Origin of the sequence: Paraglaciecola sp. 20A4 (assembly GCF_011378905.1) — a bacterium.
Taxonomy (GTDB): Bacteria; Pseudomonadota; Gammaproteobacteria; order Enterobacterales; family Alteromonadaceae; genus Paraglaciecola.
In genome coordinates this window covers 66,768-78,768 of record NZ_WTPY01000024.1, presented here as the reverse complement: position 1 = coordinate 78,768, position 12,001 = coordinate 66,768, and the positions used below count along the sequence as shown (strand labels likewise).

General features: G+C 45.3%; 7 protein-coding genes and 1 pseudogene. All 8 read right to left on the bottom strand.

From position 1 onward, the window contains the following. Window positions 1-76: 76 nt before the first annotated feature. Window positions 77-802: pseudogene (gene eutC / locus GQS54_RS17965) on the bottom strand (ethanolamine ammonia-lyase subunit EutC); the annotation flags it as partial. Between the two features lie 23 nt (window positions 803-825). Further along, complete coding sequence (locus tag GQS54_RS17960) at window positions 826-2,229, bottom strand: ethanolamine ammonia-lyase subunit EutB (RefSeq protein WP_166425307.1); 1,404 nt, start codon at window positions 2,227-2,229, stop codon at window positions 826-828. Window positions 2,230-2,617: 388 nt separating this feature from the next. Continuing rightward, entirely contained in the window at window positions 2,618-3,673 is a 1,056-nt protein-coding gene (locus GQS54_RS17955) for an NAD(P)-dependent alcohol dehydrogenase (RefSeq protein ID WP_166425306.1), read from the bottom strand. Window positions 3,674-3,785: 112 nt separating this feature from the next. Beyond that, window positions 3,786-5,000, bottom strand: coding sequence for an alkene reductase (locus tag GQS54_RS17950; protein ID WP_205967824.1), 1,215 nt, complete (start codon window positions 4,998-5,000; stop codon window positions 3,786-3,788). A gap of 498 nt (window positions 5,001-5,498) precedes the next feature. Further along, window positions 5,499-6,515, bottom strand: a complete 1,017-nt coding sequence (locus tag GQS54_RS17945) for a GGDEF domain-containing protein (RefSeq protein ID WP_166425305.1) — start codon at window positions 6,513-6,515, stop codon at window positions 5,499-5,501. Between the two features lie 176 nt (window positions 6,516-6,691). Continuing rightward, window positions 6,692-7,888, bottom strand: coding sequence for an MFS transporter (locus GQS54_RS17940; protein ID WP_166425312.1), 1,197 nt, complete (start codon window positions 7,886-7,888; stop codon window positions 6,692-6,694). 152 nt (window positions 7,889-8,040) lie between these two features. Further along, window positions 8,041-9,282, bottom strand: coding sequence for a 2-methylaconitate cis-trans isomerase PrpF (prpF, locus tag GQS54_RS17935; RefSeq protein ID WP_166425304.1), 1,242 nt, complete (start codon window positions 9,280-9,282; stop codon window positions 8,041-8,043). 4 nt (window positions 9,283-9,286) lie between these two features. Then, window positions 9,287-11,893 carry a Fe/S-dependent 2-methylisocitrate dehydratase AcnD gene (gene acnD, locus GQS54_RS17930; RefSeq protein WP_166425303.1) on the bottom strand — a complete coding sequence of 869 codons (2,607 nt, stop codon included), beginning with the start codon at window positions 11,891-11,893 and terminating at the stop codon, window positions 9,287-9,289. Between the last annotated feature and the right edge of the window lie 108 nt (window positions 11,894-12,001).

Sequence of the window (12,001 nt, the reverse complement as noted above, 5' to 3'; positions counted from 1 at the left end):
AAAAAGCGATTAGCATATATTCGGCTGACCGTTTTTTCTACCCGTTCAAGTTATGCACTTATTCTTTGAATCCAAGACCTAACCCCGTTGGGCGTATATTCGAAATGCAATTTCGCTGTGCATCATGCAAACCTACTTTCGGCTGCCATGTGTAATAAAGACCTAGGCTATCGGGTGAGCTTAAGCCTGGTCGCTCACCAATTAACACCAATACCGCCTTGGCATTTAAATATTGGCCGACTTCATCACCAATTGCCACACGGCCTTGCTGCACAAGGGTCAAAGGGGCCAATGTCCATTCAGGGCGTTGATTTTTCAACAAGGGGATTAATTCGCGCAGCAGAGGCTGTACATTATTTTGCACCGCGATTGATGAGAGTCCATCTGCCACCACTATCGCCAAATCGTAAGGGGGCTGATTTTCACCGTGTTGCTGGATCATAAAATTTAACAGCGAATTGCGCGAAGCGTCATTTAGTTTCCGACCGAGATCAGGGCGTTGTAAAAAAGTCGTTCTGTCAAAGGCCTGACTATGCAACGCCATAGGTGAGCACGATAATAGAGGGGTAAACTCACCCAGCTTTTCGAGTAACACCTCAATGTTCAACTTTAGCTTTACCGCATCTCTGGCTTTAGCATGGGATAACTGAAACCCAAGCATCTCGGAGGTTGGTAAGCTCACACCTGCCCTACCAAGACCAATGCGTGCATGGGTAAATTTGCGCAAAATACGCCATGGATTATTCACCACATCCCTGCGAGTTTTATTACCTTGGCGGTCTGTTAAATCAGTAGCAAACATAGGTGCTTCGTCATATTTTTTCATTATTGACCTCTCCCTAAAGTGTGTAACGAGCGGGCGAATATTTCAGGTATCTTTGCAGATAATCGGTTGTGTCCATCATTTTTCATGATATCCATTTTGTTTAACCACAACTCAAATTCAGGGGCTGGTCGAACTCCCAAGACGCGACGAAGGTACAAAGCATCATGAAATGATGTGGTTTGATAATTAAGCATAATGTCATCTGAACCGGGGATCCCCATAATAAATGAACAGCCCGCCACACCGAGTAAGGTAAGCAAATTGTCCATATCATTTTGGTCTGCCTCAGCATGGTTTGTGTAACATACGTCGCAGCCCATCGGCAGGCCAAGCAATTTTCCACAAAAGTGATCTTCGAGACCCGCCCGCGTGATCTGTTTTCCATCGAAAAGATACTCAGGGCCGATAAAACCTACCACTGTATTAACCAGCAATGGGTCAAACTTGCGAGCGACTGCATACGCTCTGGCTTCGCACGTTTGTTGATCTAATCCATGGTGCGCGTTGGCAGATAACGCACTGCCCTGTCCTGTTTCGAAATACATAACATTGTTGCCTATTGTGCCCCGTTTCAAGCTAAGTGCAGCGGCTTGTGCTTCAGCGAGTGTGGCTAAATCAAAACCAAAGCTGGTGTTGGTAGCCTGTGTACCGCCTATCGATTGGAAAACTAAGTCCACTGGCGCGCCTGCTTCAATACACTCTATGGTGTTGGTCACATGGGTTAAGACGCAGCTTTGCGTGGGAATTTGGTATTGCTGAATAACATCGTCCATCAGGTGCAGCAGGTTTATGGCTTGCGCGACATTATCTGTGGCCGGGTTAATGCCAATAACGGCGTCACCATTAGCGTAAAGCAAACCGTCTAACATGCTGGCAGCAATACCATTAATGTCATCGGTTGGGTGATTAGGTTGTAACCGTGTGGACAAATGCCCTGGTAAACCGATAGTGCTGCGAAACCCTGTGGTAACATGGCATTTTTTGGCTACTAAAATAAGGTCTTGATTGCGCATGATCTTACTCACTGCAGCTGCCATTTCTGGAGTAATACCACTGCTCACGCTGGCCAATATTTCACTGGTCGCACAATCGCTCAAAAGCCAGTTTCGAAAGTCACCTACGGTTAAATGTGCAATGGGTGTGAATGCCTGCTTATTATGTTCGTCCATTATCAAACGTGTAATTTCATCTTCTTCATAAGGTATCAAGGCCTCATTAAGGAAATCACGAAGAGGCACATAAGCGAGTGTTAACTGTGCTATGGCGCGCTCTTGGTCTGAATCAGCAATAACCCCAGCCAACGAATCACCCGAGCGTGGCGGTGTCGCTTTGGCCAAAAGCTGGGCTAAATCTTTGAATAGATAAGTTTTACTGCCTACTCTATGTCGATAACGTTGACTCATTCATACATCCAATATGACATTGCTTACTGCCAGCCCTTTAAACTTGTAAAAGGCTGCGACTAAATGGTGGGGTAAAGGAATTCTCACGCCTCTTCATTATCGTTCAATAAACTAAAATTTCTAGTTAGCGAGAAACATACCGCTTTACTTTACTTGTTTTAAAAACTTTAAATAATATTAAAAATCAGATACTTGAATCAATCAAATGGGTGGTGAGTGTATGAATAGATGAGAGGCAGATTAATATTTTAAGGTTTACAGCACCATTTTAGTCGCGATGCACCGTTGCGAAGCGTAAAAATACACCCGATGAAAAAGCCCAAATTTGTAAGGTACACCTTATAAATTTGGGCTTTTAATAACTATCCGTTTTTAATCAATGACTGAGCTATAAGCTTTGCATATCGATTACAAAACGGTAGCGCACGTCATTACTTTTCATGCGCTCAAACGCTTCATTTATATCCTGCATATTAATTTTTTCAATTTCAGACACAATATTGTGTTCGCCGCAGAAATCGAGCATCTCCTGAGTTTCTTTTATACCCCCAATCAGCGAACCAGCCAATGCTTTACGACCGCCGATCATTAATGCACCGTTGACCGCCTCTAATGGTTCAATCGCGCCAACAAAACACATAGTACTGTTGTATTTAAGCAAGCTTAAATAGGGGTTTACGTCGTGACCTACCGGAATAGTATTAAGCAGGAAATCAAACTTGCCACGCCATTTTTTCATGGCATCTTTATCTTTAGTGACTAACACTTCGTCAGCCCCAAGTTTTTTTGCATCGTCAGCTTTTTCTTTCGAAGTAGTGATCATTACTACATGCGCGCCCATCGCAGAGGCGAACTTAATACCCATATGGCCCAAACCACCCAAACCGATCACGCCCACTGTCATGCCCTTTTTCACACCATATTGGTGTAAGGGTGAGTATGTGGTTATGCCGGCACATAATAGTGGAGCGGCAGCGGCCTTATCTAAATTTCCCGGCACTTTAAGCACGAATTTATCACTGACCACAATCTGCTTCGAATAGCCGCCCTGCGTGACTTTTTCATCCCCACCTATGGCATCTTTGGGCTTGCTATTGTACGTCATAGTCGCACCGCTTAAGCAATGCTGTTCCAAGTGATCTTCACATGCTGCACACGTCTGGCAAGAATCAACCATACAGCCAACACCTACTGTGTCACCTACTTTAATGTTACTTACTTTTCCCCCAACGGCACTAACTTCCCCAATAATTTCATGTCCTGGTACTAAAGGGTAATTTGAGTTACCCCAATCATTTTTCACCGCATGCAAATCACTGTGGCATACGCCGCAAAACTGGATATCAATTTGTACATCATGGTCGCCCGGCTCACGGCGGGTAATTTCATGCGGCGCCATATGGCCATCGTTTGATTTAGCTGCATAAGCTGCAATAGTTGTCATTGTTGTTCTCTCTTTTACGTTACATTTTTAATAGCAGGCAATGTGTACTCATATCCATTGCGCTAAATTAACTGCTGGTAGCAGATTTGAATAGCCTAGCTAATTGACAGGTTTAGGTAGCTGATTTCTCATCCTCAAGTGAAGGATAATCCACATAACCTTCACTGCCTCCGCCATAAAAGGTTTCTTCATTAGGTTCATTGTAGGGGCCATCTTGAGCAATTCTTGCTGGTAGGTCTGGGTTAGCGATAAATAATCGTCCGAACGCTATAGCGTCAGCGTCTTTGTTTGTGATCCAGCTTTCAGCTTCTTCAGGGGTAAATTCACCGTTCGCGATAAACATACCACTGAACGCGGCGCGCATGTCTTTTAACAGCTGGTTGCCTTGCTCAATGCCTGATCCATCCCCGGTATGATTATTCGGACGCACCACGTGCAGATAGACTACACCTTTTCCTGAAACCGCCTTTGCCGCTGCTACATAAGTGCTTTGTGGATCGTCGTCAAAGCTTCCTCCTGGACCACCTGTGGGTGACAGCCGCACGCCAATATTATTGCGCGGCATTTCTTGTGCAATTACATCGATGACCTCTTCGAGTAGACGTAGTCGATTTTCAATACTGCCACCATATTGGTCATCACGTTTGTTCACTGATGAACGAATGAATTGGTCGAGTAAATAACCGTTCGCCGCATGTATTTCAACCCCATCGAAACCAGCTTCTTTAGCACACTTAGCAGCGTGGCGATAATCTCGTTTTACATTGTCGATGTCTTCTAACGTCATGGCTTGGGCTCTGGGGTGCGGTACTGTCGGCCCCTCTGGAAGTAAATCCCCTACGAATGCTTCGCCTTCAGGCTGAAACTCACTGGCAGAAAATGGACGTGCATTATGGGGTTGAAATACTTGATGAGAAATTGCCCCCACATGCCAAAGCTGGCAATAAATACGCCCTCCAGCACGGTGCACTGCATCAGTAACCACTCGCCAATGTGCCACTTGTTGTTCAGTAAAAATGCCCGGTGTCCATGCATATCCTTGGCCCTGTGGGCTGATTTGTGTTGCTTCACATACGATTAATCCAGCCGATGCCCGCTGAGCATAATAAACAGCGTGTAGAGGTGTCTGTAAGTTATCACCCGCAGTAGAACGAGAACGCGTAAGCGGTGCCATGACAATGCGATTATTAAGCTGCATATTACCTAGCTTGGTCGGCTCGGTTAACGCCTGATGAGCACTTTCATTACGCCCAGTACCTTTATGCTCAGTGGACGTTTCAGTGGGGGCTTCGTTTGAGCTTTGGATAGTATTTTTAATCTTTGGCAAAATTTCGTCCTCTTAATGTATTACGCAATATGTATCGACGTTATTTGTGGGTATGGCCTGTTAATTACATAGGCTTGAATCGATTTTGCTAAATTAGCCGTTATAAGGGTAATGTGAATCGAATGTGGCAGAGGCTAAGCAAAGGCTATTCCAAATTGAGAATATGTTTGACGAACAACGCTAAACAACACGTCGCGCAAAGCCTTCAGATGATTAGCATGATGAAAAAAATTATCGAACTTTGATTAAGCCCGGTAAATCAGCATGCATAAACAGTAAATATTGCAAAGCGTATAACGTTATTGCACAGAAATTTATAAGCCGTTGCTATTTACTGGCGCAACTGGGGGGATGGCGTCCTGACTCATGACTTATCAGGGCTCAAATATTGGGATCGTGAATGAGTAGTAGGAGTTTAACTATTTATTAGTTGCCTATTTATAACGAGTTTTGTGCTTAATGCTGATTATTTTTGGTCCGGTTTTCACCCATCGCTCTTTAGTACGAAAGAGCGATGTCTTCACTTGCGCTGACATAGCGTGCACGACCAGTATTTTTCGCTTGATAGAGGGCTTTATCAGCTTGATCAAATAAGTCTTTTTTCTGCGTGGTTTTATCAACCCGAGTGCTTATTAGGCCAATCGAGCAATTGACAATGCTTTGTCCATTGCCTTTAGCATGCTTAATTTTCTTTAATTGCCAGCCGCGCAGCACATTAGCAGCAAGCGCTTCGGATGCTAACAAATCATTGCCCAATGAGATCACTACAAATTCTTCACCGCCATAACGGGCGACAATATCGCTATCTCGGTTAAAAACCTGATTTAAAATAGTCGCTTGTATTTGAATCACTTCATCACCGCGCAAGTGCCCGTAGCCATCGTTAAAGTCTTTGAAGTTATCAAGATCAATAACAAATATAGAAATGGGGCTATTAGTGCGGGCGGCCAGAGACAACATACGGTCAAAATGCCGTTCTAACGCGCCGCGATTATACAAACCTGTTAACTGATCGATTTGATTTAAATGCACTAATTTTTCGTTCACTTGTGCGAAGCGAGCAAATAGATTTTCGATTTGCTTTACGCCGACTAAACTGATGAATAAGCCAAGAGACACAAAACCTAAGTTAACTGTGCCAAAACTATCGTATACCGGATACATAAGCACCACAGCGCTAAACCCGACTATGGATAACAATACAAAAGCAATTGAATACTTAAAGGATAAACGCATGATAAACATGCAATAAAGCCCGTATAGGAAGGTCCCTTCATAGGAAAACGAAAACTCAGCTATTTTCCAGCACTGAACAATCAACCAATAATTGGCGTAACACACCCCAAGCAGACTTGAGCACAACACCAGATGATAAATTTTATTATAAGATGGTAAGAACGTTAGCGCAAAAAACACCGTTAACATGGGCAGTTGTAGGCCCAAACGCGAGATTAAATAAACACGTTTTACAGCCTCGGGAATAACCGTTAAATCAACAAGAATAAAACTCATCATTAAGGCTGTTCCGACGACTATTACCAGCCTTAAATTCTTCAAACTAAGCATTGAAGAATTTATTATCGTGTGATTTTTGATGGTAGCATCCTGCTAAGTAAACCGATTTAGCAATTTTATAGGGTGGCTAGAGCCAAAGCAATTAAAAGCGTAACCCGTCTTGACGAATTCCAGTATTAAAGCGATGTCTGCTTCGAAATACCATGCAGTCGATGTAATCCATAACCTAATAACAATATCATCAGCAGCATCAACCAAGAGCCTTCAACCACAGCGGTCCATTTTCCTTGATGCCAGAACATATCGAGATAAATCCCCCCTGTGCTGGCACCAATATAATAAAAAGTTAAATACAAAGACGATGCACTGGCTTTGCCGCTTTGCGCATTGAGGCTTACCCAACTGCTGGCCGTAGAATGGGTCAAAAAGAAACCAAAAGCATTAATAAACAAGCCAATAATGATGGCTAACAGAGTCGGTATCAACGTGACGGCAGAACCAAGCATAATAATAATCGTACCTGCCATCATGCACACTGGCTGAGAGAAGCGTTTAGCTAACTTACCTGATATTGCCGAAGCATAGGTGCCTGACAAATAAGTTAGAAACAGCAAACCTATATATTGAGATGATAAAAAATATGGGCTGTCTTTAAGGACAAACGTGATGTAGCTGTATTGATTCACGAAAATAAAAAAGCTTAATCCACCAATGAGGTAACTCAGCAGCAATCGTTTGTTTACCAAATGTGCGCCCATTTGCGCTAACATCAATTTTGGCCGCAATGGCTTGGGTTCGAAATGACGTGATGGAGGCAATAACCAAAAAAACGCTAATGTTAATAACAAGCTTAGCCCCGCCATCACAGTGAATGTTCCGCCCAGCCCTAGGTTTTCACCTAAAAAACCGCCCAGTAAGCGCCCTCCTATTCCGCCAATGGAGTTGCCACTAATGTAAATCCCCACGGCAATCATCAATGCATCAGCGTTAAATTCATCACTCATATAGGCGACTGCGATAGCAGGTAAACCGGCCAAAAAGAAGCCTTGCAACGCCCGTAAGAACAGCAAACTATGATAATCATTGGTTAACGCTAAGCAAGACGTTGTGAGCGTTATTCCCACCATCGTAAACAGCATAATGCCTTTGCGCCCAACGGCATCTGATAATGGCCCATAAAACAACAAAGATAGCCCAAGCGTTAAGGTGGCAATGGTAAAACTTACACTGGATTGCAAAGCAGTAACATTATATCGCTCGGCTATCATTGGCAGTAAAGGTTGAGTTACATATAAATTGGCGAACACCATAAACGAGCCCAAACATAGGGCAAGGGTCGCCCGCCAAAAAGCAGGTGTGTGAGGGGCGATCATTCTGGTTTGAGAATTTAACATAAGGCGCTTGAGTGAGTAGCCGGATACGCTATAACAAGCGCATACGCAATAAAAAAGCGACCTTAACAAAAGCTAAGATCGCTTACCAATAGATGACGCTAATACGTTAGCTATTTACTTACCGTATCAACCTAAAAGCTGTCTTTGGGTATACGTACCCAGCCTTCCATCAACACCCTGGCACTGCGACTCATGGATGCTTTTAATACCGACCATTGGCCGTCAATTTGCTCAGCGGCAGCACCTACTTTCAACGTGCCAGAAGGGTGACCGAAGCGCACGTCAGTACGATCGCCTCCCCCTGCGGCCATATTAACTAACGTACCGGGGATGGCCGCAGCAGTGCCAATAGCAACGGCTGCAGTGCCCATCATAGCATGGTGCAATTTGCCCATAGACATGGCGCGAACTAATACGTCAATGTCTTCAAGTCCAATAGCTTTTCCACTGGATGAAACATACGGCTTAGGTGGTGCGACAAAAGCGACTTTGGGCGTATGCTGGCGTGATGCCGCTTCGCTTATATCCTTAATCAAGCCCATTTGCACTGCCCCTTGGGCACGTATTGTTTCAAACTTTGTTAGCGCCGCTGGGTCGCTATTGATCACCTCTTGTAACTCAGTGCCGGTATAACCAATATCAGCCGCGTTAACAAAAATAGTCGGAATACCTGCGTTTATCAGCGTTGCTTGCAGATTGGATAAACCAAGCGCTGCCAGCTCTGGTGAATTGAGCGTATCCACAATATCCCCCGTGGGAAACATACCACTGGGGCCATCAGTTGCATCGTCACCGTCATCGGCTGGCTGCAGAAACTCAATTAATACCTCAGCCGCTGGGAACGTGACGCCATCGAGTTCAAAGTCACCGGTTTCTTGTACTTGCCCGTCAGTAATAGGCACATGCGCGATAATGGTTTTCTTGATATTTTGCTGCCAAATTCGCACTTCGGCAATGCCATTTAGCGGCACTCTACTGGCCTCAACTAAACCATTGCTGATGGCGAACGAGCCTACTGCAGCAGTTAAGTTCCCGCAGTTACCGCTCCAATCGACAAAGGCTTTGTCAATGGCCACTTGGCCGAACAAGTAATTCACATCGTGGTCGGGGTCATCACTTTTCGACAAAATCACCGTTTTACTGGTGCTTGACGTAGCTCCGCCCATACCATCGGTCTGTTTACCGTAAGGATCAGGACTGCCAATAACACGCAACAATAAGTTATCTCTTGCAGCGCCAGGCGTTTGCGCTACTTCAGGCAAATCAGCGAGGGCAAAAAATACCCCTTTACTGGTGCCACCACGCATATAAGTGGCCGGGATTTTTATTTGCGGTTGATGCGCGTGTGTTTGATTTTTTGACTGATTAGTCATCGGCTTACCCTACCGTTGCTTCAAGGAAGTCTTGAGCAAAACGCTGTAATACCCCGCCTGCCTCGTAAATAGATGACTCTTCTTGGGTATCAATACGACACTTCACCGGCACACTGACTTGCTCACCGTTTTTGCGGGTGATATTTACGGTCATTGTTGCCCCAGGTGTGCGATCGCCCAGCACATCGTATGTTTCACTGCCATCTATCTTGTACGTGTGACGGTTATCACCCGGCATAAACTCCAGCGGTAATACGCCCATTCCAATCAAGTTAGTGCGGTGAATACGCTCAAAACCTTCTGCTACTATCACTTCAACACCCGCCAGACGCACACCTTTGGCAGCCCAGTCACGTGATGAGCCCTGACCGTAGTCAGCGCCAGCAATAATAATAAGCGGTTGTTTACGCTGCATGTAGATTTCAATGGCTTCCCACATGCGCATTTCAGTGCCCTGTGGCTCTAGACGCGTCAGCGACCCTTGCTTCACTTTCGTTTGCCCGTCACTACCCGTTTCATGAACCATTTCATTAAACAGTTTAGGGTTAGCAAACGTCGCACGTTGTGCGGTTAAGTGATCGCCCCTGTGAGTGGCGTAAGAGTTAAAATCTTCTTCCGGCAAACCCATTTTGTGCAAGTAGGCACCGGCCGCACTATTGAGTTGAATAGCGTTTGATGGCGATAAATGATCCGTGGTGATGTTATCACCCAATACCGCTAACGGGCGCAGACCTTTCATGGTGCGCTCACCTGCTAGCGCGCCTTCCCAATAAGGGGGACGACGAATATAGGTGCTTTGCGGGCGCCAATCGTATTGTGGATTAATATGCTCGCCGTATTCCACTTTCAAATCAAACATCGGCTCGTATACTTTACGGAATTGCTCAGGTTTCACACTGGCTTTAACCACCGCGTTAATTTCTTCATCAGTAGGCCAAATATCTTTTAAGGTAATAGCGTTACCGTCTTTATCGTAACCCAATATATCGCGCTCAATATCAAAGCGTATGGTACCGGCAATGGCATACGCCACCACTAAAGGCGGTGATGCTAAAAAGGCCTGTTGAGCATATGGATGAATACGACCATCAAAGTTACGGTTACCTGACAACACCGCGGTTGTGTACAAATCACGATCGGTAATTTCTTTTTGAATAACGGGGTCAAGTGCCCCGCTCATACCGTTACATGAAGTACACGCAAAGGCCACCACACCAAAACCGAGCTTTTCTAGCTCAGGCAAGAGTTTCGCGTCTTCTAAATACAATTGCACCGCTTTTGATCCCGGCGCTAACGAGCTTTTCACCCATGGCTTGCGCGTTAAACCAAGCTTATTGGCGTTACGGGCAATCAAGCCTGCTGCCACCATATTGCGTGGGTTACTGGTATTGGTACAACTGGTGATAGCGGCGATAATGACCGCGCCGTCAGGCATTTTGCCCTCTTCATTTTCTACCACGCCACTGATGCCACGTTGCGCCAACTCAGAGGTCGGCACGCGGCTATGAGGGTTTGACGGCCCTGCAATGTTGCGCCCAATAGTCGATAAATCAAATGTAAGTACACGCTCATATTCAGCGGTTTCTAGGCTATCAGCCCATAAACCAGTGTGTTTTGCATAGGTTTCAACCAATTTCACTTGCTCGTCATCACGGCCTGTTAGGGTCAAATAATCAATGGTTTGACGGTCAATGTAGAACATAGCTGCGGTGGCGCCATATTCTGGGGTCATGTTAGAAATGGTGGCTCTGTCACCCAACGTCAGGTGCTTAGTACCTTCGCCGTAAAACTCTAGGTACGACGACACCACTTTTTCTTTACGTAAGAATTCGGTCAGTGCCAACACTACATCTGTGGCGGTGATCCCAGGTTGTGGGCGCCCAGTTAATTCCACGCCAATAATATCGGGTAAACGCATATAAGAAGCGCGCCCTAACATAACGCTTTCTGCTTCAAGGCCACCTACACCAATAGACATAACACCTAACGCATCGACCATAGGTGTGTGGCTGTCTGTGCCCACCAAAGTATCAGGAAAGGCGACGCCATTTAGTTTTTGTACAACTGGCGACATACGCTCAAGGTTAATTTGGTGCAAAATACCATTACCGGATGGGATCACGTCCACGTTTTTAAAGGAGGTTTTGGTCCACTGAATAAAGTGAAAACGGTCTTCGTTTCGTCGGTCTTCTATAGCGCGATTTTTTTCAAACGCGTCTTTATCAAAACCACCAAACTCAACGGCCAATGAGTGATCCACTACCAACTGCGTTGGCACCACAGGATTGACCTTTGATGGGTCGCCACCTTTTTCAGCGATGGCATCGCGCAATCCAGCTAAATCAACCAGTGCCGTTTGGCCAAGAATATCGTGGCACACAACGCGTGCTGGAAACCAAGGAAAGTCCAAGTCACGCTTGCGATCAATCAATTGCTTTAATGAGTCGGTTAACTGCTCAGGGGCACAGCGTCTGACCAAGTTTTCAGCGAGTACCCTTGAGGTGTAAGGTAATTTGGCATAAGCGCCAGGGGTAATGGCATCCACTGCTGCTTGAGTATCAAAATAGTCAAGCTTAGTGCCTGGAAGAGGTTTACGGTAATCAGTATTCATAGCGGTCCTTAAATACGAGAGTAACAACGCGCCAGTCATAACCTGTTTGATAATAAGAAATGCAGATACTGGCGAATAAATATAAGCAATAAAGCAGAAGCGAATGCA